This window comes from Corynebacterium ciconiae DSM 44920, from assembly GCF_030440575.1.
In the GTDB taxonomy this organism is placed as follows: Bacteria; Actinomycetota; Actinomycetes; order Mycobacteriales; family Mycobacteriaceae; genus Corynebacterium; species Corynebacterium ciconiae.
On record NZ_CP047189.1, the window covers coordinates 1,211,670 to 1,236,910 of the forward strand.

Annotated in this window: 23 protein-coding genes and 1 tRNA gene; 19 read left to right on the forward strand and 5 right to left on the reverse strand. The window is 61.9% G+C overall.

Annotation, left to right across the window (positions count from 1 at the left end; translation table 11 throughout):
* Positions 1-42 precede the first annotated feature (42 nt).
* From recN to der, 14 genes are all read left to right on the forward strand, one after another.
* The gene (gene recN / locus CCICO_RS05355) at positions 43-1,776 is read left to right on the forward strand and encodes a DNA repair protein RecN (protein WP_018019630.1); all 1,734 of its coding nucleotides are present in this window, start codon (positions 43-45) and stop codon (positions 1,774-1,776) included.
* A gap of 83 nt (positions 1,777-1,859) precedes the next feature.
* Positions 1,860-3,065, forward strand: a complete 1,206-nt coding sequence (gene steA / locus CCICO_RS05360) for a putative cytokinetic ring protein SteA (RefSeq protein WP_156809850.1) — start codon at positions 1,860-1,862, stop codon at positions 3,063-3,065.
* Entirely contained in the window at positions 3,066-4,145 is a 1,080-nt protein-coding gene (locus CCICO_RS05365) for a copper transporter (protein ID WP_018019632.1), read from the forward strand. It abuts the gene before it with no gap.
* Between the two features lie 103 nt (positions 4,146-4,248).
* Entirely contained in the window at positions 4,249-4,896 is a 648-nt protein-coding gene (locus CCICO_RS05370; protein ID WP_018019633.1) for an NUDIX domain-containing protein, read from the forward strand.
* A 7-nt stretch (positions 4,897-4,903) separates the two neighbouring features.
* Positions 4,904-5,815, forward strand: coding sequence for a site-specific tyrosine recombinase XerD (gene xerD / locus CCICO_RS05375; protein ID WP_018019634.1), 912 nt, complete (start codon positions 4,904-4,906; stop codon positions 5,813-5,815).
* A gap of 175 nt (positions 5,816-5,990) precedes the next feature.
* Entirely contained in the window at positions 5,991-6,863 is an 873-nt protein-coding gene (locus tag CCICO_RS05380; protein ID WP_026161431.1) for a ParA family protein, read from the forward strand.
* A gap of 22 nt (positions 6,864-6,885) precedes the next feature.
* The gene (locus CCICO_RS05385) at positions 6,886-7,734 is read left to right on the forward strand and encodes a segregation and condensation protein A (RefSeq protein ID WP_051067255.1); all 849 of its coding nucleotides are present in this window, start codon (positions 6,886-6,888) and stop codon (positions 7,732-7,734) included.
* A 129-nt stretch (positions 7,735-7,863) separates the two neighbouring features.
* Positions 7,864-8,688, forward strand: a complete 825-nt coding sequence (locus tag CCICO_RS05390; protein WP_018019637.1) for a sulfurtransferase — start codon at positions 7,864-7,866, stop codon at positions 8,686-8,688.
* Positions 8,688-9,260, forward strand: coding sequence for an SMC-Scp complex subunit ScpB (scpB, locus tag CCICO_RS05395; RefSeq protein WP_018019638.1), 573 nt, complete (start codon positions 8,688-8,690; stop codon positions 9,258-9,260). Before CCICO_RS05390 ends, scpB begins: the two co-directional genes overlap by 1 nt.
* Positions 9,261-9,468: 208 nt before the next feature.
* Positions 9,469-10,764, forward strand: coding sequence for an adenosylmethionine--8-amino-7-oxononanoate transaminase (locus CCICO_RS05400; protein ID WP_026161433.1), 1,296 nt, complete (start codon positions 9,469-9,471; stop codon positions 10,762-10,764).
* A 77-nt stretch (positions 10,765-10,841) separates the two neighbouring features.
* Positions 10,842-11,528 (forward strand): dethiobiotin synthase, encoded by a 687-nt coding sequence (gene bioD / locus CCICO_RS05405; protein ID WP_018019640.1) that lies wholly within the window; start codon positions 10,842-10,844, stop codon positions 11,526-11,528.
* A 26-nt stretch (positions 11,529-11,554) separates the two neighbouring features.
* On the forward strand, positions 11,555-12,502 hold the full coding sequence (locus tag CCICO_RS05410) for a pseudouridine synthase (protein WP_018019641.1): 948 nt from the start codon (positions 11,555-11,557) through the stop codon (positions 12,500-12,502).
* Positions 12,503-12,522: 20 nt separating this feature from the next.
* Positions 12,523-13,335 (forward strand): (d)CMP kinase, encoded by an 813-nt coding sequence (gene cmk / locus CCICO_RS05415; RefSeq protein ID WP_018019642.1) that lies wholly within the window; start codon positions 12,523-12,525, stop codon positions 13,333-13,335.
* Positions 13,332-15,032 (forward strand): ribosome biogenesis GTPase Der, encoded by a 1,701-nt coding sequence (der, locus tag CCICO_RS05420; protein WP_018019643.1) that lies wholly within the window; start codon positions 13,332-13,334, stop codon positions 15,030-15,032. The genes cmk and der overlap by 4 nt, the downstream gene beginning before the upstream one ends.
* Before the next feature lie 102 nt (positions 15,033-15,134).
* Here der and CCICO_RS05425 read toward each other — a convergent pair whose 3' ends face one another.
* From CCICO_RS05425 to CCICO_RS05440, 4 genes are all read right to left on the reverse strand, one after another.
* Positions 15,135-15,986: a PASTA domain-containing protein gene (locus CCICO_RS05425; protein ID WP_018019644.1), complete on the reverse strand. Its 852-nt coding sequence runs from the start codon at positions 15,984-15,986 to the stop codon at positions 15,135-15,137.
* Positions 15,987-16,228: 242 nt separating this feature from the next.
* Positions 16,229-16,302: transfer RNA gene (locus tag CCICO_RS05430), tRNA-Pro, on the reverse strand.
* 83 nt (positions 16,303-16,385) lie between these two features.
* Positions 16,386-16,829 (reverse strand): YchJ family protein, encoded by a 444-nt coding sequence (locus CCICO_RS05435; RefSeq protein ID WP_026161434.1) that lies wholly within the window; start codon positions 16,827-16,829, stop codon positions 16,386-16,388.
* Positions 16,822-18,024 carry a bifunctional alpha/beta hydrolase/OsmC family protein gene (locus tag CCICO_RS05440; RefSeq protein ID WP_018019646.1) on the reverse strand — a complete coding sequence of 401 codons (1,203 nt, stop codon included), beginning with the start codon at positions 18,022-18,024 and terminating at the stop codon, positions 16,822-16,824. Before CCICO_RS05440 ends, CCICO_RS05435 begins: the two co-directional genes overlap by 8 nt.
* A 265-nt stretch (positions 18,025-18,289) precedes the next feature.
* Here CCICO_RS05440 and secA2 point away from each other — a divergent pair, with 265 nt between their 5' ends.
* The 5 genes from secA2 to CCICO_RS05465 all read left to right on the forward strand — a co-directional run bounded on the left by secA2 (position 18,290) and on the right by CCICO_RS05465 (position 23,638).
* Positions 18,290-20,605, forward strand: a complete 2,316-nt coding sequence (secA2, locus tag CCICO_RS05445; RefSeq protein ID WP_026161435.1) for an accessory Sec system translocase SecA2 — start codon at positions 18,290-18,292, stop codon at positions 20,603-20,605.
* A gap of 287 nt (positions 20,606-20,892) precedes the next feature.
* Positions 20,893-21,327 (forward strand): oxoglutarate dehydrogenase inhibitor Odhl, encoded by a 435-nt coding sequence (odhI, locus tag CCICO_RS05450; RefSeq protein WP_018019648.1) that lies wholly within the window; start codon positions 20,893-20,895, stop codon positions 21,325-21,327.
* Between the two features lie 190 nt (positions 21,328-21,517).
* Positions 21,518-22,183, forward strand: a complete 666-nt coding sequence (gene ftsR / locus CCICO_RS05455) for a transcriptional regulator FtsR (RefSeq protein WP_018019649.1) — start codon at positions 21,518-21,520, stop codon at positions 22,181-22,183.
* 93 nt (positions 22,184-22,276) lie between these two features.
* Positions 22,277-22,867 carry a bifunctional nuclease family protein gene (locus CCICO_RS05460; protein WP_018019650.1) on the forward strand — a complete coding sequence of 197 codons (591 nt, stop codon included), beginning with the start codon at positions 22,277-22,279 and terminating at the stop codon, positions 22,865-22,867.
* A 228-nt stretch (positions 22,868-23,095) separates the two neighbouring features.
* Complete coding sequence (locus CCICO_RS05465) at positions 23,096-23,638, forward strand: MerR family transcriptional regulator (protein ID WP_018019651.1); 543 nt, start codon at positions 23,096-23,098, stop codon at positions 23,636-23,638.
* Between the two features lie 111 nt (positions 23,639-23,749).
* Here CCICO_RS05465 and CCICO_RS05470 read toward each other — a convergent pair whose 3' ends face one another.
* The gene (locus CCICO_RS05470; protein WP_018019652.1) at positions 23,750-25,213 is read right to left on the reverse strand and encodes a VWA domain-containing protein; all 1,464 of its coding nucleotides are present in this window, start codon (positions 25,211-25,213) and stop codon (positions 23,750-23,752) included.
* Positions 25,214-25,241: the final 28 nt, after the last annotated feature.

A 25,241-nucleotide genomic window follows, 5' to 3' on the forward strand; every position in this document is an offset into this window, starting at 1 on the left:
CTGAGCGCACGGGTGATTTCAGCTTCCGCTACGCTTTAAGGCATGCTTGCTGAACTGGCGATCAACAACGTAGGCGTGATCCCCTCGGAGAGTGTCGAATTCTCGGGGGGATTAAGCGTGCTCACCGGCGAAACCGGTGCGGGTAAGACCATGGTGGTCTTTGGGCTACGCATGCTCGCTGGGGATCGGGCCGATGCCTCCCGCGTGCGTAGTGGCGCGGCGGAGGCCGCCGTCGAGGGGCGTTTTTCCACCACCGGTATGGCAGACGCCCAGCGGGTCGCGGTAGAGGAGATCGTGAGCGAAGCCGGAGGCCAGCGTGATGAGAATGATGAATACATCGCCACCCGCGTGATCAAATCCACCGGCCGCTCACGAGCCCACCTGGGTGGGCGTTCCGTGCCCGCTGCCACACTCAAGAGTTTCGCGGGGGAGATGCTGGCCATTCACGGCCAAAACGACCAACTGCGGCTAGTCAGCCCCGAGCACCAGCGCGCCGCGCTCGACCGCAGCGATGACACCATCGCCGACTGCCTCAGCGCCTATAGCGAGTGCTACGCCACGTGGCGGGGGCTTGCCCGCGATCTGGCCCAGCGCACAGCCTCGCGGCGGGAGATGGCCCAAGAAGTTGATCGGCTGCAGTTTGCGATCAACGAAATCGCCACCGTGGACCCCCAGCCGGGCGAAGATACCGAGCTGCAGGCGATGATTCGACGTTTGCAGGATGTGGACACCCTGCGGGAGCAGGCGCAGACCGCGCTGGTGGCGCTCGACGGGATGGAAGCCCTCGGCGACGGAGGCTTCGATGAGCAGTCCTCGGCCTCTGATTTTCTCGGGGAAGCGAGCAGCGCCCTGAGCGGAACCGAGGATCCCGAGCTTTCTCAGTTAGCCGATCGTCTTGAAGAGCTCACCACTCAGCTCGGGGAAATTAGCGGTGAGTTGGGGATGTTTCTGTCCACCTTGCCCTCCGATCCGCAGGCCTTGGAGGAGTCGCTGCACAGGCAACAGGAGCTGAAATCGCTCACCCGCAAATACGCCCCCGATATCGCTGGGGTGGTGGCATGGAAAGCCAAGGCTGAAGCGAAACTTGCCAGCATCGATACCTCGCCCGAGGCGCTGGAGGAATTGAAGAAAAAGGTGGCCCGTGCTGAGAAGAAGCTCAAGGCCGCTGCGAAGAAGCTCTCTGCGGCCCGCGCTCGGGCCGCCAAGACGCTCGGCGAGGCAGTGACCGAGGAGATTCGCGGGCTAGCGATGCCCAAGGCGGAATTTCAGGTGGTCCTCGAACCCTGCGAACCCAGCCCCGCTGGCGCAGAGAATGTCGAATTTCGCCTCGCCGCGCATCCTGGGGCCACCGCCCAACCCATCGCCCAGGCCGCATCGGGTGGTGAGCTATCGCGCGTGATGCTCGCCCTCGAGGTGGTGGTGGCGCAATCCCAAAGTTCTACCACCTTGGTATTCGACGAGGTAGATGCCGGAGTGGGCGGGCGTGCTGCCGTGGAGATCGGCCGGCGCTTGGCTCGCCTCGCCCAGCGCAACCAGGTGATCGTAGTCACCCACCTGCCCCAGGTGGCCGCCTATGCGGATCAGCACTTGCACGTATCCAAAGATGTCTCCGACTCCTCGGTTACCTCCGCGGTGGAGGATTTATCTGGCGAGCGTCGCGTCGAAGAGCTAGCGCGCATGCTTGCCGGATTGGACGACACCGAGACCGGCAAGGCACATGCCACCGAGCTTCTAGCCACCGCAGCGCGGGACAAGGACAGCTTTGCCGAACCCTAGATGGTGGGCCAGGGGCCGCGGGGTAGGGGATTTATCCAGCGCCTCCGCGCGCCTCACCCACTTCACGGGCCCGAAGCTGCACAATAGCGGGCATGAGTCTGTTCTCGAAGAGCGATGATCTCCCAGGCGTGCACGCCATTGCCCGCGATTGCACGGCGCGGGGTCGTGGGTGGAAGAAACTATCAGAAGGCGATATTGCTGTCGTCGACGCGCCGGACATCACCCGTGCGCAGGCGCAGCGGCTCATCGATGCCCGCCCTGCGGCCGTAGTAAATATTGCCCAGTTCTCCACCGGTGCCATGCCCAACTTCGGGCCCCAATTGATGGCTGATGAGGGCATCATGCTCGTCGAGGGGCTGGGAGCTGAGGCGTGGTCCACGCTGAAGAATGGCAAGAAGGCCCGCCTCACCGAGGAGGGCGAATTCTTCCACGGTGAAAGCCTCATCGGCTCGGGTGATGTGCTCACCGCAGAAGAGGCACTCAGCCGCTTCAGTGAATCGCAGCAGACCCTGGTGGACAACATGGAGGCCTATTTCGGCAACACCACCGAGTTCATTCGCTCCGAGTCGCCACTGCTTATCGACGGTATCGGCATCCCAGACATTGATTCTGACCTGAAGGACCGCAAGGTTGTGGTCTTAAGTCCCGGCCGAGGCCACCGCGAAGAACTCAAGCGGCTGCGTAACTTCATTCGGGAATATAACCCTGTGCTTATCGGTGTCAACGCTGCGGCAGACACTCTAGTCGAGGATGGCTACACTCCTGATCTCATCGTGGGTAACCCCACCACCATTGGCGCCGATGCGCTGCGCTCCGGGGCACTGGTGATCCTTCCTGCCGATCCCGATGGCTATGCCGCCGGACTCGAACGCATTCAGGATCTTGGGGTGGGGGCAATGACGTTCCCCGCCGCCACCGAATCCGCCACCGACCTAGCGCTTCTGCTGGCCGACTATCACGGCGCCTCCTTGATCGTGAACGTGGGTGCGGTCTTCGACCTGCAGCACATGTTCGCCAGCGCGGACACCGCCACTCCCTCCGGCCTGCTCACCCGCGCCAAGGTGGGTAATAAGCTCGTTGATGGCCATGCCGTGGCCGATCTCTACACGGTGCGCTCCAGCACCTCTTTGGGGTGGATGTGGGCACTGCTTGGCATCCTCGTGGCCATGGCTGTGATCGTGATCGTGGCCGGTACCAGCGGCGATGGAAGCTTCACCGAGAATGTGGTGGACACTTGGAACAGCTTCGCCTTGGCCGTGCAGGATCTGGTGAAGGGATGGTTTAACTAGATGGCTACATCATCCGGATCAGCCTCTGTCGCTGTCGCTGGCGTCGCATTCGGTGTGGCGGCTGGTGTGCTCCTGGGAACCTACGCCTTGGCGCCGAATCTGCCGGGAGATAGCGTCGGCACGCTGAAGAGTGAAAGCTCGAAGAAAGTCGATCAGCTGGAATCCCAGTCTAAGATCGCCGCAGCGCAGGCTGATGCCGCCGACTCGGTAGCGCAGAACGTGGCCGAAGCTGTGGTTCAGGGCACCCTTACGGACACCCCTGTGCTGGTGCTACGCACCCATGATGCGGTGGGGGAAGACTTCGATGTGATCAATGACCTCCTCGAGAAGGCTGGTGCGAGCAGCGCTGGATCCATCAAACTGGACGAGAAATTCTTCAGCCCAGAGGGCGCCGACAAGCTGAAGTCCATCATTACTAACACCCTGCCTGCTGGCGCGCAGCTCTCAGAAGAACGCATGGATCCTGGCTACCACGCGGGCGAGGCCCTGGCCCAAGCGCTGCTTCGCAAGCCAGACAGCGAAGAAGGACGCGCTTCTGACGCCGATCGGGACGCCCTGCTCGAGGCGCTCAAAGAGGCCGGGTATGTGGATTTTGACGACGGTGGCTTTACGCCGGCAGCTGCGGTGGTGATTCTTAGCGGCGATAGCCAGGACTCCGAGGAAGGGGCCGTGGCCGCTAAGAACATTGCCGAATTTGCCGAGGCCATGGACGGCGGTGAGGGGGCGACCGTGCTGGCCGGACGCTACTCCGCAGCCGCAGAAAACGGCCCGGTGGGCATTGCCCGAGATACCGCGGAGATCGCCGAGACAGTCACCACCGTCGATTCCATCAATCGCTCTTATGCCCGCATGAGCGTGGTGCTGGCGGTGAAGCAGCAGCTTGAAGGCGGCAGCGGCGCCTATGGTGCGGCACCCAATGCGGAGGCCGCGCATCCGCCGAGCGACGGTGCACCTGCCAGCGGCGAGGTCATCGACGCCACCGACACCGCCGAGGACCCTGCAGACTCCGGTGAGCAGGAGGCCGGCGCCGAATCCGAAGGTGAGAACAGCGACGCCGGCGAGGGCGAGAACGCCGAGTAAACGTTGGTGCCTAGAGCACGTTTGACACTCCCGGCGGGCTGATGCGTAGTAGCATCACGCCCGCCGCGGCTAATGGGCCCACAAGAAGGAGACATACCCCACCATGAGCCACGAGTTCACCGTTGAAGATTCCGAGATCCTGCACGAGGCCCCCATTTTGGCGCTGCGCCGCGATACGGTGTCGATGCCGGGCGGGAGATCTGCCAAGCGGGAGATCATCGAGCACTTCGGGGCGGTGGCTGTGGTGGCGATGCGCAAGTCTGGTGAGATCGCGATGGTGCGGCAGTATCGCCACTCCGTGCAGCAGCGGTTGTGGGAGTTGCCGGCGGGGTTGCTCGATGTGGCGGATGAGTCTGCGTTGTGTTGTGCCCAGCGGGAGCTGCAGGAAGAAGCCGGTCTGAGCGCTGGCCGGTGGGAGCTTCTCACCGATGTGGTGTCCTCGCCCGGCTTTTGCGAGGAGGCAATCCGGATTTTTATCGCCCGCGATCTGCAGGAGGTGCCCCAGCCCGAAGCGGTGGATGAGGAGGCCGATATGACGCTGCGGTGGATAGCCGTGGACCAGGCCGCCCGGGCGGTGATGCGGGGTGAGATCGTTAACTCGATCGCGGTTTCCGGAATTATGGCGGCCTACTACGCAACAGAGAACGATACTGCGTTGCGTAGTGTCGATACCCCCTTTAGCTTGCGCCCGACTCGCCTAGCTGCGCGACGGGCTGCGCAGTGGGGTGAAGGGGACCTCAAGAGGGTGTAGGTGGCTTATGTCTCCAGGCTCGATCGCCGAGCGATGGTTGGTGCATCTGCGCGTGGAACGCGGGTTGAGCGCTAACACGCTGTCGAACTATCGCCGCGATGTGCAGCGCTATCTTTCCTGGCTTGAGGTGCACAACGTCGAGGACTTAGCGGCCGTAGATGCTCCCATGGTGGAAGACTTCGTGGCTGATATTCGCCGGGGTGGATTATCCGTGCGTTCCGCGGCACGAGCCTTGTCGGTAGTGCGCGGTATGCATGCTTTCGCGGTGGAGGACGATGCAGTGGCCGCGAATGTGGCTAAGGATGTGACGCCGCCCAGCCCGCCGCAGCACCTGCCCGATACGCTCAGCGTGGCGCAAGTGACGGCCATGTTGGAGGCAGTGCCGCAGGATGAGCACGCCACAGTGGTGGACCTGCGCGACCTAGCGGTGCTCGAGTTGCTGTATGGCACCGGCGCCCGCATCTCGGAGGTGGTGTCCTTGCGTATTGACGACATCTCTGGGCTCGAACGCGGCGCGCTCATGCTCAAAGGCAAGGGTGATAAACACCGCGTGGTGCCGGTAGGCGGTGCCGCCCGCCGGGCAGTGGAGGCCTATCGGGTGCGGGCGCGGCCAGCGCTGAACACCAAGGGGGATCATCACCTCTTTCTCAACCAGCGCGGCGGAGCCTTGTCGCGGCAGTCCGCGTGGGCGTTAGTCAAGCGTGCCGCCGAGCGAGCAGGTATTGAGGCGTCGATCTCGCCTCACACCTTGCGCCACAGCTACGCCACCCACCTGATCGAAGGCGGGGCGGACGTGCGTGTGGTGCAGGAGCTTTTGGGGCACTCATCGGTGACGACCACCCAGATCTACACCCACATTTCGGCGGATGCGTTGCGGGAGTCGTGGGCGGCTGCGCATCCGCGAGCCCACGAAAAGTAAAGGCAGAATTCTTGACTTAAGGGTGCTGTGCAACGCGCCGTCGATAAGCGTAGGGTGAAGCGCTGCCGCCCGTGTAATCTATGGGTAAAGAACACTGATGTGATTCGAGTTGTCTCGCGCGTGAGGGGCGCGCCCTAGGCCCTCGGGCGAGATAGTCAAGGAAGAAGGGTTGATCGTGGGAGAGCAGGGATTGTTCGACAAGCCAGAGGACGAGTACGGCTTGACGGGGCGGCCCCTGCGTACGCTGCCCGATCCGGAGCCGGTGAAGCGGCACGGCCCAGCCCACATCATCTCGATGGTCAACCAGAAGGGCGGGGTGGGTAAAACCACCTCCACGATCAATCTGGGTGCCTGCCTCGCGGAGTTGGGGCGCAAGGTGCTGCTGGTGGACTTGGATCCGCAGGGGGCCCTGACCGCTGGACTGGGCATCGCTCACGATGAACTCGATTTGACGATCTACGATGTCATGCTGGACTCCCGCTCGTCGATCCTCAACGCCATCCACAGCACCGCCATGCCGGGCCTCGACTTGGTGCCTGCCAATATCGATCTCTCTGCGGCAGAAATTCAGTTGGTCAATGAGGTGGGGCGTGAGCACACCCTAGGCCGAGCCTTGCGCCCTGTGCGTAAGGATTATGACTTCATCATTCTGGACTGCCAGCCCTCGTTGGGCCTGCTCACCGTCAATGCCCTCGCGGCCTCCCATGGGGTTATCATCCCGATGGAATGCGAGTATTTCTCCCTGCGCGGGCTCGCGCTGTTGACAGACACTGTGGAGAAGGTGCGCGATCGCCTGAACTTTGACCTTGAGATCACGGGCATTTTGGTCACCATGTTCGACCGGCGCACCTCCCACGCCCGCGAGGTGATGTCGCGAGTGATCGAGGTGTTTGACGATCAGGTCTTTGACACCGTCATTACTCGCACAGTGCGCTTCCCCGAGACATCGGTGGCAGGCGAGCCGATTATCATGTGGGCGCCCAGCTCCCAAGGCTCGCAGCAATACCGCCAGTTGGCGAAGGAAGTCATTGAGCGCAGCGAAGTCTAGCGCCGCCACGCCTCAATCGCGCATGGCCGACACCACGCCACTGCGGGCCTCTCAGGAGGCGATCGACGCCTCCTCCCAGCCGGAGATCACGGGCTTTCAGCTTAGTTTGCACAACTTCACCGGCCCCTTCGATCTGCTGTTGCACCTGATCAACCGGCGCACCCTCGATATCACTGAGATCGCCCTAGCTGAGGTGACCGACGAGTTCATCTCCTACACCAAGCAGCTCGGGGAGGTACACGATCGACTGGATGAGACCACCGAGTTCGTGCTCATAGCCTCCACACTGCTCAGCCTGAAAGCAGCTCGGCTGCTGCCGCACTCCTCGGAGGAGGAGATCGATGATGCCGAGATCCTCGAGATGCGGGATCTGCTCTTTGCCCGCCTGCTGCAATACCGCGCCTACAAGAAGGTGGCGGATCTCTTTGCCGAGTGGCAGCGTAGCGCGCAACGCCGCTATCCCCGCGCCGTGGCGCTCGAGCAGCACTATGCCGAGCTGTTGCCTCCCGTGCATCTGGGTCTCGATGCCGAGGGATTCGCTCAGGTGGCTGCGGGGGTGTTTCGTCCTCGTCCGCCCGAGGAGGTCTCCACTTCGCATCTGCACTTCCAGCCGGTGTCGGTGCCTGAGCAGGCCGGCAAGCTGTTGGGGCTTTTGAAGTTCATGGGCGTATCCCAGTGGGCCAGCTTCACCACCCTCACCGCGGACTGCGGGGTGAGCATGGAGATCGTTGGGCGCTTCCTCGCTTTGCTCGAGCTGTATAAAGCGCAGGCACTCCAGGTGGAACAGAAAGAAGCGCTAGGGGAGTTGCGGGTGGCTTGGACAGGCAAGGATGTAGATCCGGCCGTGGTGGCGGCCGCCAACTGGTCGTAGCCAGCGATGCAGTGTGCAGCCCGTGGGCCTTGCGCTGCGAGGGGATACTGGAGCACTGCGCTGGGGTGCTGGGCTGTGGGGGCACTCGTAGAAGTCAGTATCCTTATTGGATGCCTATAGTTGGGTGACATGAACGCAGTAGTATCTCCCAGCTGGCTGGCTGAGCGTATGAGCTCGAATGCAGACAATATTGTGCTCCTTCTCGCGGCGATGGGGCGCCCGCGTGAGAGCTACACCGTCATCCCAGGCTCGAAACTTGCTGATATCGAGACCGAGTTTTCGGACACTAGTGATCGGCGCCCGCACACCGCGCCGGAGGATGTGGCGGCGATCTTCGCCCAGGCGGGTGTGAGTGAGGAAACGACCGTAGTGGTCTACGACCGGCACGGGATCATGGTTGCTCCGCGCATATGGTGGCTGGCCCGCCAAGCCGGTATTGACAACGTGAAGGTGCTCGACGGCGGTCTGCCGGCGTGGACGGCCGCGGGCTTTGCCACGGAAGAGATCTCCCGAGAGCAGGGCCTAGAGTGGACTACCGCCGAGGCTGCACAGCTGAATACTCAACCCCGCGATTTGTTCGTGGGGATGGACGAGGTGGAATCAGCCCTCGAGGCCGGTCGTCCGGTCTGTGATGCCCGCAGTGCCGGCCGCTTTGCTGGCACCGAGCCGGAGCCGCGGGAGGGTGTGGCCTCCGGCCATATGCCTGGTGCGGTCAACATTCCCTTCACCTCGCTTCTCGACGACACCCAGCAGCTTCGCAGCGCGGAGGCACTCGCGGAGCGCTTCGGTGAGCACAACCAGGATGAGGAGTTGATCATGAGCTGCGGATCGGGTGTGACCGCCTGCGTGTTGGCGCTCGCCGCCACCGAGGCTGGTTTCACCAACCTCAAGGTCTACGATGGCTCCTGGTCTGAGTGGGCACATCCGAACAACAACAAGCCGATCGAGCCCTAGTGACTGCTCACGATAATCCACACCCAGAGCCGGTGAATGCCTTGCGCGCACGCTTGGAAGCGATCATGCTGGTGATCGATGCGCCGGTTGGAGTCGCCCAGCTCGCCCGAGTGCTCGATACCGAAGCCGCGGAGGTGGAGGCCGAATTGCGCGCGGTGGCCGCCGAATTCGATGCTCGCGGCAGCGGTTTTGACCTTCGCTGCAGTGAGGAAGGCTGGCGGCTCTATACGCGCGCGGACTACGCAGAGAGCGTGGAGCGCTTCGTCCTAGACGGGGAGAAAACGAGGCTGACCCGCGCAGCCCTAGAAACCCTCGCGGTGGTGGCCTACCGCCAGCCGGTGACCCGCGCCCAAGTGGCTGCAGTGCGCGGGGTCAATGTGGATGGCGTGATGCGTACCTTGGCGCAGCGTGGGCTAATCCGCGAGGTTGACCCGCCAGAGCCGAGCACCGGTGCTCACCGTTACGAAACTACCCAGCTGTTCCTCGAAACCTTAGGGATCGACGATCTCAGCGCCCTGCCCTCCTTGGCACCTCTCCTACCGGATGTGGAATCCATCGAAGAACAGTTTTAGCCCCTTCAACCCATTAAACGGTGTTTAGCTGCGAGGATTGCGCAGCAATTAAACACCGTATAGTTTTCGGCAATTCGAAGCGGCTAGTAATGGCCAAACTGCTGGTTGGCGGGTGTAGCGTAAAGGTGTGATGAATCAGGCGAATACCACCCCTGCCTCTACTGCACACCCAGCTACTACGCAGCAGCTCGGCACACAACACAGTCTGCTGCGTAGTAGCCAGGAACTTCTCGAGTTCGATCGGCGCCACATCTGGCACCCCTATGGCCCCATGCCTGCATCAGTGCAGAGCAGGCTGGTGACCCAGGCAGAGGGGGTGTATCTGCAACTCGCCGATGGCGCCGAAGTGATCGATGGCATGAGCTCGTGGTGGGCTGCCTGCCATGGCCACCGTCATCCCGCACTGGTGGCTGCTGCTCAGCGACAGATCGAGACTATGCCGCACGTAATGTTCGGCGGCCTTACTCACGCCCCCGCCATCAACGTGGCTAACAGTCTCGTAGAGCTCGCCCCAGACGGCTTGGACAAGGTGTTCTTCGCTGATTCTGGATCGGTCTCGGTGGAGGTCGCCATCAAAATGGCGTTGCAATACCAGCGCGGACAGGGCCATCCCGAGCGCACCGGCCTGCTCACATGGCGATCGGGCTATCACGGGGATACCTTCGGCGCAATGAGTGTGTGCGACCCCGAGGGTGGCATGCACGCGCTGTGGCACGGCGTTCTCGCCACCCAGCGTTTCGCGCCTGCACCACCGGTGCGGGATTGCGAGCCAGAAGAAACGCAGCGCTACCTCGAGGAGATGGAGCGGAATATCGACGCCACCACGGCGGCAATCATCATCGAACCGGTGGTGCAAGGCGCTGGCGGTATGCGTTTTCATGATCCCGCTCTGGTGGCGGGGATCCGCGAGCTGTGCGATCGCCACGACCTGGTGTTCATCGCCGATGAGATTGCCACCGGCTTCGGCCGCACCGGCGAGCTTTTTGCCACCAGTGGAGCCGGTGTGACTCCCGACATCATGTGCGTAGGCAAGGCTTTAACCGGCGGTTTCATGACCCTGGCTGCGGCGATGACCACCGAGAAGGTGGCGGCGGCAATCTCCAGCCCCGCCGGCGGTGGGGCGCTCATGCACGGGCCGACATTCATGGCCAACCCTCTGGCGTGTGCGGTGGCCCATGCGAGCGTGGAGTTAATTGCTTCCCGCTACTGGTGCGATACGGTGCCTCGCATCGAGGCTGAACTCACCACGGGGCTTGCTGGACTGGACAGGCAGCCTGGGGTGGCGGACGTGCGGGTGTTGGGTGCCATCGCTGTAGTAGAGATGGACACAGCCGTGGATATGGAGGCCACTACCGCGGCCGCTTTGGCTGAGGGAGTGTGGCTGCGGCCCTTCGGCCGGCTCATTTACGCCATGCCGCCATTTGTCTCCACCACAGAGCAGATAGACACCATCACTCGGGCGCTTCGTAGCGCCGCGAGCGCCGCCCAGTCTCAACCACGCTAGCGACCCACAGCCGCCCCGATGGATCGTGCGCACTATATGTCTAGGCTTTGCAGAAAATCTAAGGAGTTGCCACCACCATGGCCATCATTGTGATCACCGGAACTAACACCGATGTGGGGAAAACCTATGCCACCGCCGCGCTGGCCGCGGTGGCCAGCGACATGGGAGTAGCCGTTACCGTGGTGAAACCAGCCCAAACTGGGGAACCAGAAGGGCGAGGTGATCTAGCCACTGTGCAGCAGCTGTGTCCTGCAGTGGAGCAGGTGGTGGAATTCGCCCGCTATCCCGAGCCGCTCGCGCCCAATATCTCGGCCCGGCGCGCCGGTATGGCGCATCTCGAGCTGGCGTCCACCGTGGAGAACATCGCGGCGCTTGATGAGCCAGGCAGGCTGGTGTTGGTGGAGGGCGCCGGCGGGCTTTTGGTGCGGATCGCCGATGAGTGGACGATTGCGGATGTGGCCGCAGGTTTGTCGGCGCCGCTGCTCATCGTCACCTCGGTGGGGTTGGGCTCGTTAAATCTGGCCGAGTTGAGCGTGGAGGCTGCGCGGGCCCGCGGCATTGAGGTGTTGGGGCTTATTGGCGGTAGTGTGCCGAAGGATCCAGATCTGGCGACGCGGTTGAATGTGGATGAGTTTAGCGTCGTCACGCATTGCCCCTATGTGGCGAGTGTGCCCCGTGGTTCGGCGCGTTACGAGGATGAGACGGCGGTGCGCGCTCTGATAGCTGATCTGACCGGCAGCGGTGATACACTGGGCGGTCGATAATTGCACCGCAAGTTTTAGGAGCATACATGACACCTTCCGCTCGCCGAGATGGCACACCGGACAACAAGGGCTTCCGCTCGCGTTCGTCCCGTCGTGCCGAGTCGGCTCAACCGAATTCCGCAGAGCAGCCCGAACAGCGCGCCCAGCGCGGCAGCTCCATCTACGTATCTCAGGCAAAGCCGGCGCGCCACCAGCATGTCAGCACCGAGGATCTTGGCGCGAACCCCTCCCAGGACAAGGGCGAGGGGGTGCGTTTGCAGAAGGTGCTCGCCCAGGCGGGTGTTGCTTCGCGGCGCATGTCCGAGCGTCTCATCGATGAGGGGCGAGTTGAGGTCAATGGCCGTATCGTGACCACTCAGGGGGTGCGCATCGATCCGAATAACTCGGTGGTGCGCGTCGATGGGGTGCGCGTGCGTATTGACGAGAATCTGCAGTACTTTGTGCTCAATAAACCTCGGGGTATGCAGTCGACGATGAGCGACGATATGGGCCGGCCCTGCGTGGGCGATATCGTGGGGGAGAAGCTCTCCGCCGGGCAGCGCCTGTTCCATGTGGGCCGTTTGGACGCCGACACAGAAGGTTTGTTGCTGCTGACCAATGATGGCGAGCTGGCTAATCGGCTCATGCACCCGCGCTACGAGGTGTCTAAGACCTATGTGGCTAATGTTCTCGGCGAGGCTGATCGCAAGCTCATCCGGCAGCTGCGCGAGGGCATCGAGCTGGAGGATGGCATCGCGAAGGCAGACAAGGTCAGCATTATCGACGCCAACCAGGGCCGTTCGCTGGTGCGTCTGGATCTGCACGAGGGGCGCAAGCACATTGTGCGCCGCATGCTCAAAGAGGCCGGCTACCCGGTGCAGCGTCTCGTGCGCACGAAGCTGCACACCGTGCAGCTAGGGGAGCAGACCCCGGGTTCTTTGCGGGCCTTGAACGACTCCGAGCTGCGTAGCCTTTATAAGGCTGTCGAGCTCTAGGCGAGGGGCGTGAGTGATTCATGAAATCGACAATTGCTAATAAGCCCGCCGGCGGGTTGATTGTGGCCATTGACGGACCGTCTGGCACCGGCAAGTCCAGCGCGTCTCGAGCCCTTGCCACGCGGCTGTGCGCCAAGTATCTCGACACCGGCGCAATGTATCGCGTGGCCACGTTGCACGTGCTGCGGCGCGATATTCACCCGGATGACACCGATGCGGTGATCGAGGCAACCGTGCATCTGCCGCTGGCGGTCAATGATGATCCCGAGTCCACCGAGGTGTTGCTCGACGGCAAGGATGTCTCCCAGGAGATCCGCGGCCCAGAGGTGACCCAAGCTGTGTCCACCATCTCCGCCATTCCGGAGGTGCGGGAGAACCTTGTGCGTCTCCAACGCACTCTGGCCGCCTCTGCGGGCCGCTGCATCGTGGAGGGCCGCGACATCGGCACGGTGGTGCTCACCGACGCTCCGGTGAAGGCCTTTCTTACCGCCAGCCCCGAGGTGCGCGCGCAACGACGCTACAAGCAAGACCGCAAGGCCGGACGCAAGGTTTACCTCGAGGATGTCTTGGCGGATGTGAAGCGCCGCGATGAGGCCGATTCCTCTCGCGCCGCCTCGCCGCTCAAGCCCGCCGAGGATGCGCACATCATCGATACCTCCGAGATGAGCTTCGAGGAGGTGCTCGACTCCCTAGTGGCACTCGTGGAATCCTCCGCCATCGCCACCGAGGCCGCACCCGCTCAGACAGAGCAGGCGGCAGCGGCTGACGCCGCAGGCGATTCCCCCGAGCCCATCCCATCCACCGACACCACCGCCGAGAGGAGGCGATCATGAGTAGCACCGAAGACAAGAACAACTCGACGAACAGCGCTCGCGACAGCAAAACCTACGAGGATCTTGATCGCGATACCGAGTTCGTCTACGCCGTCGCCGATGGCGGTGAGCTGCCGGCCGATGAGGCTTTTAGCGAAGAAGAGGTGCTCGCTCCCGGCGAAGGATACGGCGCCGCGGATTTCGACGAGGAGGACTTCGACGAAGCCGACTTTGGTGAGGTCTACTACGCATCAGGTTACGGCGAGGATGACCTGGAGGATCTCGAGGTACCTGGGCCGGTGGATGAGAACGATCCCCGTTTTGGCCCCGATGGCCCGCGCACCGAGGAGGAGTGGGCTGAACTCGAGGCCGCACTGGGCATTACCTCCCCAGATATCGTGGAAGAGCAGCTGTGCACTGTGGCTATCGTGGGACGGCCAAATGTGGGTAAGTCCACGCTGACGAACCGTTTCTTGGGACGTCGCGCCGCTGTGGTGGAGGACTTTCCCGGCGTCACCCGCGATCGCGTGAGCTATTTGGCGGAGTGGAATGGCCAGCGCTATTGGGTGCAAGACACCGGCGGCTGGGACCCCGACGCCAAGGGTATGCACGCCGCGATCGCTCGCCAGGCGGAAAACGCCATGGCTGAGGCTGACATCATCCTCTTCGTGGTGGATACCACGGTGGGCATTACCGATGCCGATGCGGTGATGGCCCGCAAACTGCACCGCGCCGATGTGCCGGTGCTGGTGGTGGCCAACAAGTTTGAGTCGGACGGGCAGTATGCCGAAATGGCCGAGTTCTACGCCCTCGGCTTGGGCGATCCCTATCCGGTTTCTGCGCTGCACGGCCGCGGTGGGGCCGATGTGCTCGACGAGGTCGTGCGCTTGTTCCCCGAGCAGCCCAAGGCGGCCTCGATTACCTCGGGGCCGCGTCGAGTAGCGCTGGTTGGTAAGCCGAACGTGGGCAAGTCCTCGCTGTTGAACAAACTCACCGGCGAGGATCGCGCCGTGGTGGACAATGTCGCGGGCACCACCGTCGACCCAGTGGACTCGATGGTGCAGCTGGACAACCAGCTATGGAAGTTCGTGGACACCGCCGGGTTGCGCAAGAAGGTTAAGCACGCCCGCGGACACGAGTTCTATGCCTCCCTGCGCACTAAAAACGCCATTGATGCCGCCGAGGTGTGCGTGCTGCTGGTGGATTCCTCCCAGCCGATCACAGAGCAGGACCAGCGCGTGCTCGGCATGGTGATCGAATCCGGTAAGGCGCTGGTGATCGCCTATAACAAGTGGGATCTGATGGACGAGGACCAGCGCTATCTGCTGGAACGCGACATCGAGGAGAAGCTGGCGCATGTGCCGTGGGCACGGCGGGTAAACATTTCCGCCAAGACTGGGCGCGCTCTGCAGAAGATTGAACCCATGCTCATCGAGGCCCTAGACAGCTGGGATAGCCGCATCTCCACCGGCAAGCTCAACAACTGGGTACGTGAGACCATCGCTCAAAACCCGCCGCCGATGAAGGCAGGCCGCCTGCCCCGTGTGCTCTTTGCCACCCAGGCTTCCACCCGCCCGCCGGTGATCGTGCTGTTTACCACCGGCTTCCTCGACGCCGGCTACCGCCGCTATCTGGAGCGCAAGTTCCGCGAGTCCTTCGGCTTCGAAGGCTCCCCAGTGCGTATCGCAGTGCGCGTGCGCGAGAAGCGCAAGCGTTAGCTGCTCGCTTATCGACGCTTCAAGCCCCTCAACCAGTCACATCGGTTGAGGGGCTTAAGTGGTGATGACCTAAGGCTCGAGCGCCCGCGTAAGCGGAGCGAGCTACTCGATGACCAAAGTAACGGGAGTGGACTTATCCGTCTCGGTTCCGGCCGGCGGATCAACGCGCGTCACCGAGCCCCCGAGCAGGTCTGCGCCACTGATCTCTGCACCGGAGGCATCGACCGTGCGGACATCGCTAAAGCCGCGGGCCTTCAATTGTGCCACCGCGACTACGCCGTTATCGCCCATCACATCCGGTACAGCGGTAGCTGGTGCCTGAACCTCGGAAGTCAGCGACTCTACGGACTCGCGCAGCCTGTCTGTTTCTTCCTGGAGGCGCTGCTGCACGGCTGGATCCTCGGTGGGGGCTGGGGCCTCCGGCTCAACTGTCTCCGTTACGGTTTCCACCGGCGGTGGAGTAGTCGTGGACTCGGCGGTGTTCTCGCCATCGCGGCCGAAGGCAAACATGCCCACCACCACGGCGAGCACGACGAGAGCGACCACCGCGATAATCCACGGCATCGCCGAGGACTTCTTTGGCTCCTGCGGCGGGGCATAGTTCGGCGGAGGATAAGCCGCCGGTTGAGGTTGCCCGTAGGGCTGGCCCTGGGGCTGATCATAGGGTTGCTGGGGCTCGTAGCCCTGCTCGTCCTCTAAGGGGGCGTAATACTGGCGCGGATAGTTCTCCTCTGGGGTCTGCTGGCTGCCCTGAGGGCCTAAGTACTGAGTCTGTTCAGTACGGGGTTCGGGCTGTGCGTCGTGGGCCCCAAGATACTCGGTGGCAAAATCGTCGGCGTCATCGTAGCTGTTATAGGAATCCTCCCGCCCGTACTGTGAGGTATCGCGCGGGATGAAACGGGTGGGCTCATCGCCGTTATCGTCCCACGAATTCCGCTGCCTATCGTCCGTCATTATCTATCCTTTCAGCACGTGCCGAGACTTCACCGACCGCGCCAACGCTGCTCTCAAGGGGTGCGCGCAGCCGTGCCTTTAGGGTAGTGGCTCCCACAGCATCTACCAAGCACTTACCGCCAGCTATGTGCACCCCAAACACATTGTGCTCAACGCCTAGCCCTGGGTAGGGAGTACATGGGCGCCAAAGACTCAAGCCGCAGTCCGGAAAAATCCAAACTGCGGCTTGAGATAAAAAAGAGTCGGACTGACAGGATTTGAACCTGCGACCCCTACACCCCCAGTGTAGTGCGCTACCAAGCTGCGCCACAGTCCGATGTTGATCACCGCAGATCCCTTGGGCGGGGCTGCGTTATCCAACAGCGAGTAGATTACAGCAGTGTTGGTAGGGGAGTCCAATCAGCAGGTCACAGGCGTTCCGGTGGTGTAGAACCACCGGCCGTTACGGCGCTCAAATAGCGAGTGTTCCCGTTGTACTTCGCGGCCTGAAGGGCCGCGAACATAGGCGGCGAAGCTCACCGAGCCCTCCGTATCCATCGGCCCGCCGCGAGTGCTACTGAGGATATCGAGCCGATAAAAACGCGTCTCCTCGCTGTCGAGAGTGATCTCATCTGGGCGGTGCTCTGGTGCCCACGTGGCCATGAGGTAGCCGGCAAAACCAACAGCGAAGGCACTGAAGCGAGACCGCATCAACGCCTCAGCTGTGGGGGCAGGCCTAGCCTCTTCCAGCTTCCATCCGCAGTCCACGCCGTGATAGATCCCGCAGCAGTCGCCGTAGCTCAACCCCGAGCAGCAGGGGCAGCGTTTCTCGGGGGCGAGCGGTTGGGCAGGGTGGTTACTCATCGCGGTCTTCGATACGCACATGAGAGAGCATCGCCGAGACTGGGGAATTATCGCGGGCGGCGAGCAACTCGGCGCGCTGCTCATCACTTAGATCACCGATCAGGGCGATCTTGCGGCGGAGCACCGGCTGCTCGCTGTCGGCGCCGACGACCTTGGTCACAGAGACCCGGACGTCGTCAAGCTCGCGAATGCGTCCCTCGCGAGCGGCTGCTCGGATCTCCTCCGAGGTAGCGGCTGCCAGGGCGGCGATAAGCAGGGACGTGGGAGCAATGCCTAGATCCTTGCCGCCACGCTCCTTCTCGCGGTCCGTAGTGAAGCTCCGCGATCCTGTGTGCACTAGGTCCGTGAACTTACCGGCGGGAATCGACTGGGCTTCGGCCACGCCCTCGGGGAGGATGTCCTCTGCTTCCGAATCTGCCGTGGACTGCAGATAGGGCCGCACCCATGTGGAGATCAGATGCGCCGCGCGCTGGGCGGCGCCGGGACGGGTGGCGAGGTGATCGACCTTATCCAAGGCCACCAAGGACTTTGGGTAGCGGGCGCACAGGAAGATCTTCTGGGCATTATCGATGCCGACCGTTTGATCCACTGGGGAGTGCAGCAACAACAGGGGCACCTTCAGCCGGTGCAGGTAGCTCTCTGGGTTGACCTCGGCGAGATCCTCGAGGAATTCACGAGAGATAGTGATATCGCGCCCGCCGAGCTTCAGCGTGACCGCCCCGTGCTCATCCACCTCACCGATGCGATCCGCGAAGTGCAACACCGCGTGGGCAGGATCGAAGGGCGCCCCGAGTGTGGCCACCGCCTTGATGGACTTCATGCGTTCGATGCCATTCGCAGCCACGGCCCGCAGCGCGGCCGCACCGCCGAGGGAGTGGCCCACCATCAACTGCGGGGCCTCGTAGTGCTCCTCAAGCCAATCGTAGGCGGCGCGGATATCGGCCACGTTTGAGCTAAAAGAGGTGCGGGCAAACTCGCCTTCCGACTGGCCTAGGCCGGGAAAGTCGAAACGCAGGCAGGCAATGCCCTCATCGGCCAAAGTCTTCGACACTCGCGATGCTGCAGGGGTGAAACGCGAACCGGTGAAGCAGTGCGCAAACATGGCGAAGGCACGAGGGGTGCCGTCAGGGAAATCGATGGTTCCCGCCATGAGCGAGCCGGTGGAAGAAGGCAGTTTAACTGAGACTGAATGCATGGTGCCCAAGTCTAACCAGTGGGCCTCGGCTCTTCAGCGCTGCCCAAGCCATAGCGGATGGATGTGCTCTGAACTGCACGGATAGTGCTGTGTCTCGGAGGTAGGGAAGGCAGAGTGTCGAGCGGAGGTGGGATGGGTGAGTCTAGGAGGCTGCCGGCGGTGTCTGAGGCGGGCGCTAAGCTAAACACCGATAGCACGCGATTGCTTCGCAGGCCGGCACGCCGCCAGGCCTTGAGGAGCTGCCCGAGGAGGATGGCCAAAAACAGTGGCTGGCATGAAGTGGTTTTGGAAAGCGCTCGGAGCCAAGGAAACGAAGCACGAGAAGAAAAGCTTGGCCGTAGCCGAACAGGCGCAGGAAATTCTGCGCAGGGAAGGCTCAGCGCTCGCCGGGGAACATGCCCGCGCAGTGGCCGCTCAGTGTCTCACTGGCGGCGCTGGTGAGCTCGGCACGTCGATTAAGGATATGCCGCGGCTATTGGCCTCCATTGGGGCTTGCAGTGCTGCGGCGCACGAGGAAGCGCCCTTTGTTTCCCAATACCAGGCCGCGCAACGATTGCTGGCTGGGGATGTGATTCAAATGGCCACCGGTGAGGGCAAGACCCTCGCTGGGGCGATGGCAGCGGTCGGCTTTGCGCTGCAGGGCCAGCGGGTGCACGTGATCACGGTCAATGACTATCTGGCGCAACGTGACGCCACTAGGATGCGCGACATCTTCAGCCCTTTCGGGGTGAGTGTCTCCTTCATCTCGGAGAAAATGACGCCGGCGCAGCGTCGTCACGCCTATAGCGCCGATGTGGTCTACAGCTCGGTCAATGAAATCGGCTTCGACGTGCTCCGGGATCAGTTGGTCACACACGCCGAGGATGCGGTGCAATCGGGAGCCGATGTGGCGATCGTGGACGAGGCGGACTCCGTTCTCGTGGACCAAGCGCTCGTTCCGCTGGTGCTTGCTGGGACCGACCAATCCACGGCGCCGACTGGCCGGATCACCGAGATTGTGCGGCGGCTCAAAGAGGGAGAGCATTTCGATGTCGACGATGAGCGGCGCAATGTCTTCCTCAACGACGCCGGCGCTCACTACGTGGAAGAAGCCCTGGGCATCGATACCCTCTACGACGAGCAGCATATCGGCACTACATTGGTGCACGTAAACCTCGCACTGCATGCTCAAGCATTGCTGATCCGCGATGTGCACTACATTGTGCGCGACGGCAAAGTGTCGCTTATCGACGCTTCCCGCGGGCGCGTCGCCGATCTCCAGCGATGGCCCGACGGGCTGCAAGCCGCGGTGGAAGCCAAGGAAGGGCTTGTTGTCTCTGACGGTGGGCGCATTCTGGACACCATTACCTTGCAGGCGCTGATGAAGCGCTATCCGTTGGTGTGCGGAATGACCGGAACTGCCGTGGAGGCCACCGACCAATTGCGTCAATTCTATGATCTGCGTGTGTCGGTGATCGAGCGCGAAGCGCCCTTGCAGCGTTTCGATGAGCAAGACCGCGTCTTTGCCACTATCGCCGAAAAGAACGCGGCCATCGTGGACGAAATCGAGCGCCTTCACCGCAAGGACCAGCCGGTGCTCGTGGGCACCCACGACGTGGCCGAGTCCGAGGAACTTGCCGCTGCACTTGCAGAGCGCGACATTCCGGTGAGCGTGCTCAACGCCAAAAATGATGCTGAGGAAGCCACTATTGTTGCTGAGGCCGGTGATCTTGGTCGTGTCACCGTCTCCACCCAAATGGCTGGGCGCGGCACCGATATTCGGCTCGGTGGTGCCGATGAGCGTGACCATGATGCAGTGGTCGAACGCGGCGGGTTGGCCGTGATTGGAACCGCTCGGCACCGCACCGCTCGGCTCGACAACCAGCTGCGCGGGCGTGCAGGCCGCCAGGGAGATCCTGGCAGCTCTGTGTTTTTCGTGGCGCTAGACGATGACGTGGTGCACGCCGGCGGTGGGGGTGCCCAGATTCAGGCCCGGCCCGACGCTGCGGGAAGGGTCGAGTCGAAGAAAGTGCGCGACTTTATCGAGCACTGCCAGCGTGTGACCGAGGGCCAGTTGCTCGAGATCCACGCTCAAACATGGAAGTACAACAAGCTGCTCGCCGATCAGCGGGTGATCATTGATGAACGCCGCCAACGGCTGCTGCACACCGAGCAGGCGCTTGAGGAGTGTCGTCAACGCAGTCCTCGGCGCGCCGCCGAGTTGGAAGAAAGCGTTGATCACGAAGTACTCGTGCAGGCGTGCCGCGAGATTATGCTCTACCACCTGGATTATGGCTGGAGTGAGCATCTGGCGCTGTTGGACGACGTGCGTGAGTCCATTCACCTACGCGCCATTGCGAAAGAAACGCCCATTGATGAGTTTCACCGCATCGCGGTGTCAGAATTCAAACAGCTGGTGCAGCAGGCGGTGGACGATGCGGTGGACAGCTTCGAACAGGTGCGCATTGACCACGAGGGCGCGCACCTCGGCGATGAGGGACTTGTGCGCCCCTCGGCTACCTGGACCTACATGGTCAACGACAATCCGCTTTCCGGCAGCGGCAATTCGGTGCTGGGTGGAATCGCTGGAATGTTCCGATAGCCACCACCATCTGTGTGTGACTAAGCTCATAGCGGATCCTTGCTGAGGGTGAGGTTGTCCAGCGCGCTTAGGTTTTGTTACGTAATCGTAACTGGTCGCGTGGCTGGGCTGACGCACCCAAAAGCGGGCATGCCACGTATGATGTAGACATTACGACCCTGCAGCGGTCAGCTGCGCTTGATAGATTCCGTAGGGCAGAACTTTGTTCACCCAGCGCTACGGCAGCCGCCGCGCCCGCGGTGAGGGCCGAAGACATTATGTGCTCGAGCAACCGGAGGTTTTTCTCAATGAGTGACAACACTGACGTTTCCCAGACTCAGGTGGAGACCACATCTGTTTTCCGCGCTGATCTGCTTAAGGAAATGGAGTCTGGTGCTCAGGCTGCACCGGCGAATGTCGGCGCTGGCAACCTGCCTGAGGGGGCGGCGCTGCTGGTCGTGAAGCGCGGCCCGAACGCAGGTTCCCGCTTCTTGCTCGATCAGGAGACCACCACTGCAGGTCGCCACCCAGAAAGCGACATTTTCCTTGATGATGTCACCGTGTCTCGTCGTCACGCGGAGTTCCGCCGCGATGGCGAGGGGCAGTTCGAGGTGGTGGATGTGGGAAGCCTGAACGGCACCTACGTCAACCGCGAGCCGAAGAACGCTGAGGCGCTCAACACCGGCGATGAGGTGCAGATCGGCAAGTTCCGTCTTGTCTTCCTCGCTGGTCCGAAGAAGTAGTGGCGATCTAGCGATAGGCTAGGCTACAAAGGATGCATACAGCCCGCGCGGGCAGCGGATCACCGCCTGTGGGCGCGGGGCGTATCAATAGATTTACAGCAGAAAACCTAAGGGTAATAAGAACGTGAGCGCACTACGGGATTCTAAAGACGGCAGCGTGAAGCCACTGCGTCATGCGCGCCAGCAGACCATGTCTATCGGCGTGGTGCTGGAGCGATTGCGGGGAGAGTTCCCCGATGTGACGGTGTCTAAGATTCGCTTCCTCGAATCCGAAGGCCTCATCACCCCTTCACGTACCCCCTCCGGCTATCGCCGCTTCACCGATAAGGATGTTGAGCGTCTGCGCTACATTCTGGTGACCCAGCGCGATAACTACACCCCACTGAAGGTGATCCGCCAGCAGCTCGAGGCAATGGATTCTGGCGAGGTGACCGCGCTGCTCAGCGCCACCAAGGTGGAGCCGATCATCAGCCCGGAGGAATTCAAGGCCCCGGCCATCACCCGGCTGACCGATGATGATGTGGCGGCGCAGGCCGATGTAGATAAAGAGTTTGTGCGCGAACTCGCCGGCGCTGGTTTGATCAGCGCCGATCCGGCAGGATTTTTCACCGCCGATGATGTGCGGGTGGCGTCCACGGCGCACGCGCTCACGGAGTTTGGATTCGATGTCCGCCACCTGAAGTCGGTGCGTAACTCGGCTCGCCGCCAGGCGGACTTGATCTCGCAGGTGACCACGCCTGTGGCGCAGTCCCGCTCCGAAGTGGCCAAGCACAAGGCGCAAGAGATCTCCGAGCAGCTCACCGCTCTGGTGGTGTCACTGCACGCGAGCTTGGTCAAAAACGATCTTCGCTCCTAGCCGCACCGAGGAAAACTAACACGAGAGTCACGGGGTAGCGCCGCTACATCGTGGCTCTTTTTCTACTTGAATGTGTAAAGGACGTCACTGTTCATGGATGATCGCAATTTCATTGATCTCGTCTACCACGGTGTGTTCGTGATTCCGCCTGAGGAATACAACGTGATCTTTTTAAGGGTGGTGGGCACTACCCGCATTCTCCCCATCTGGATTGGAGACGACTCAGCCGCCGCTATCGCAGCGCGGGAACAGGGGGGAGCGCCGGTGCGTCCGCGGGCTCATGACGCTCTTGTACAGCTGGCCGACTCCCATGCCGGCTCCATTGTGGAGGCGCGTATCGACGGTTATATGCGCGGGGCATTTACCGCAAGCCTGGTGTGTGGTGACGGCACGAGCATAGACATGCGCCCCTCGGATGCAATCCTGATCGCACGAGAAGAGGAGATTCCGATTTCTGTGGCCGAGGATGTGCTTCGACGCACGGGGGTATTTGTCTCGGCCGATGATCTACATCAAGGTTTCGGTATCACGTGCGAGGATCTAGTCGATAGTGCGGAGGAATTTTCTTCTGCCTCAGGAGATGCGCAGGCAGACGCAGATTTCGAGTCCTTGCTGCGATCGATGGGAGTCGAGGAGTCTGACCTTCGCGGTGACTCTGAGCAAGGCGATACATCTGATTACTAGTGGGATAAAAGGTGACAAAGTGATTCAGGGCCCCTAAGCTTAAACTAAAGGTTGAGAGTTTCGGCGTGTCGCCACTCGTGCGTCCATTGGTCTCAGTAATCTGAGGAAGTACTCCACGCGTACTGGCGTGATACCGAAGCGAGTCTCTCGGGGTCTCATCTGCGGGCACTAGCCCCAAGGCTGAGGGAGACGTATCCTGAGAGAAAAATGACAAGGGAGAAATTACACATGTCTGAATCCACCACCCACGGCGTGCAAGAATCCCTCTTCACCATGGGGCCGGACGAGGAAGTCGGCTACCGCGTTCCTATTGCCTGCCAGGTCGCGAACATTACCTACCGGCAGCTCGATTACTGGGCGCGCACCAAGTTGGTCACCCCGTCTATCCGCAATGCCCGCGGCTCCGGCTCTCAGCGCCTGTACTCCTTCAAAGACATTCTTGTGCTCAAGATCGTCAAGGGACTGCTCGACACCGGTATCTCGCTGCAGAACATCCGCTTGGCTGTGGATAAGCTCCGCGATCTAGGCGTGGATGATCTCGCCACCATCACCCTCGTGTCGGACGGCACCACCGTGTACGAATGCCGTTCCTCCGAGGAAGTTATTGACCTTCTCGCCGACGGCCAGGGCGTGTTCGGTATCGCCGTGCCGGGCATCATGAAGGAACTCACCGGCACGATTTCGGCCTTCCCCTCCGAGCGCATCGACGACGCCGCCGAGCCGGAAATGGAAGACGAACTCGCTATGCGTCGCCGCCGTCGCAGCTCCTAACACAACCAGCACGAAACAAGCCCAGGGATAGTAGGTGGATTCCTATCCCTGGGCTTGTCCTATGCCCGCAAGGCTGCGAGCCTCCCTTTGCTGAGGCTCGTAGCAACACGGCTAGGGCCGGTCGATACCGAAGGACTGCTGCAGCCGGTTGGCGATGTCAGGAGCGTCGGTAGCCGTGCCCACATGTCCGCCGGTGCTACGAGCGAAGTCGGTGATCACGGAATCTTCGGCTCCGCCACCCACGGTGAGTACATCCAGCTGCACTTTGGCGTCACGGTAGCGATCGAGGATCTCCCGTAGCTGCTCATCGCTCATCGAGTCATTCGTGCCAGAGGTTACCAGCACGATCTGGGTAGGTTCGCCAGTCGATCGTGCCTGCTCGGCGGCCACTGGTAGGGCAGCGGCGAGCGCTTCGCGGGTTTGGGGTACACCCCCTGTGCCGAAACGCTTCATGGTATCGACGATTGCGGTGCTATCAGTGCTGAAGGAGATATTATCGCGCCAGCCCTTAGTCACTCCCTCGCTCAGCGGGGAGGAGTAATTCCACAGGGCTACCGAGCCCCCGGCGCGGATCGCGGAGACCACCAGCGGATCGGCGATGCGCGCGGTTTCCGCATAGAGTGAGTGCCCCGAAGGGGAGGCGTTCATCGCATCAGAGGTGTCGAGAAGCAGCAGCGTGTTATTGATCGCCTGGTTGGTGGAGCCGGTGGATTCCTCCGGTACCTGGGCGTAGCGCTCGCTGAGAATATCGGCGGTGCTGGCCCACAGCACGGATTTGTCCTCTGCATCCTCATTCTGTGCGGTGACAAACTTGGCGAAATCAGCCCCGGCGCGGGACTGTTCTTCGGAAATACCCTCGTGCGTCGTCAACGGCACCACAAAGGTGGGAACCTGGGTGTCATCGGGGGCGAAGAAATCCATGCCTTCTGGGGTCTCATCTTCGGTGACTGCCAGCAGCTGGCTCTCGGCAGCAAGATCGTAGGAGGGCAGGGTGTTGTCCTTCAGCAGTTTCTCACCGGTGTCTGGGTTATCCCCAGAAATCGCTGCTGCGACCAAGCTGGCGGCAGGGTTTGTGGCCGGCTCTGGGTAGAAAACACGCTCTGCGGTTTGTGCCTCCCAGCCTGTGTCGGGGGCGGGGGAGTCGGAGCGATAGGCCAAGCCGACTGGGGTGCTCTCGCCGATGGCCCACTTCTCGCTTGCTGCGGAAGCGTGTGCGGCATCAAGCTGGCGCTGCACCTCGCCCCGGGTGCCCGTGGAGATCACCACAGCTGCGGCTGCGGGATCCGAGACGGTCTCAAGGCTCACGCAATGATCTTTTACGATGGGGGAGGTGTCCGAATAAGCGTCGATCAGCGATGTGGCGACGGGATCGGGGGTAGAAGCGCTCACCGCTACCGGTACGTGTAGCTCGCCTTCGATGCAATCTTGGGCGAAGCTATCGTCCGCGCTATCGGCGGATGATCGAACCGTCAACCACACGATAAAGGCTACCACCAGCACAATCACCAGTACTGCGCTAGTGATGAGCTCCTTCGATAGCCGATAATTGGATTCTCCGGACGCGTGTCGTGCCACGGGTGCACCTCTTCCTCACATGGTGATT

Excerpts from the sequence above, each read along its gene's own strand:
- CCICO_RS05390 (WP_018019637.1), top strand. The coding sequence starts at position 7,864 with ATGAACGCAGTAGTATCTCCCAGCTGGCTGGCTGAGCGTATGAGCTCG.
- xerD (WP_018019634.1), top strand. The coding sequence starts at position 4,904 with ATGTCTCCAGGCTCGATCGCCGAGCGATGGTTGGTGCATCTGCGCGTG.
- CCICO_RS05370 (WP_018019633.1), top strand. The coding sequence starts at position 4,249 with ATGAGCCACGAGTTCACCGTTGAAGATTCCGAGATCCTGCACGAGGCC.
- recN (WP_018019630.1), top strand. The coding sequence starts at position 43 with ATGCTTGCTGAACTGGCGATCAACAACGTAGGCGTGATCCCCTCGGAG.
- CCICO_RS05410 (WP_018019641.1), top strand. The coding sequence starts at position 11,555 with ATGACACCTTCCGCTCGCCGAGATGGCACACCGGACAACAAGGGCTTC.
- odhI (WP_018019648.1), top strand. The coding sequence starts at position 20,893 with ATGAGTGACAACACTGACGTTTCCCAGACTCAGGTGGAGACCACATCT.
- CCICO_RS05440 (WP_018019646.1), bottom strand. The coding sequence starts at position 18,024 with ATGCATTCAGTCTCAGTTAAACTGCCTTCTTCCACCGGCTCGCTCATG.
- der (WP_018019643.1), top strand. The coding sequence starts at position 13,332 with ATGAGTAGCACCGAAGACAAGAACAACTCGACGAACAGCGCTCGCGAC.
- CCICO_RS05435 (WP_026161434.1), bottom strand. The coding sequence starts at position 16,829 with ATGAGTAACCACCCTGCCCAACCGCTCGCCCCCGAGAAACGCTGCCCC.
- CCICO_RS05460 (WP_018019650.1), top strand. The coding sequence starts at position 22,277 with ATGGATGATCGCAATTTCATTGATCTCGTCTACCACGGTGTGTTCGTG.
- CCICO_RS05365 (WP_018019632.1), top strand. The coding sequence starts at position 3,066 with ATGGCTACATCATCCGGATCAGCCTCTGTCGCTGTCGCTGGCGTCGCA.
- CCICO_RS05425 (WP_018019644.1), bottom strand. The coding sequence starts at position 15,986 with ATGACGGACGATAGGCAGCGGAATTCGTGGGACGATAACGGCGATGAG.
- bioD (WP_018019640.1), top strand. The coding sequence starts at position 10,842 with ATGGCCATCATTGTGATCACCGGAACTAACACCGATGTGGGGAAAACC.
- ftsR (WP_018019649.1), top strand. The coding sequence starts at position 21,518 with ATGTCTATCGGCGTGGTGCTGGAGCGATTGCGGGGAGAGTTCCCCGAT.
- cmk (WP_018019642.1), top strand. The coding sequence starts at position 12,523 with ATGAAATCGACAATTGCTAATAAGCCCGCCGGCGGGTTGATTGTGGCC.
- CCICO_RS05385 (WP_051067255.1), top strand. The coding sequence starts at position 6,886 with ATGGCCGACACCACGCCACTGCGGGCCTCTCAGGAGGCGATCGACGCC.
- CCICO_RS05465 (WP_018019651.1), top strand. The coding sequence starts at position 23,096 with ATGTCTGAATCCACCACCCACGGCGTGCAAGAATCCCTCTTCACCATG.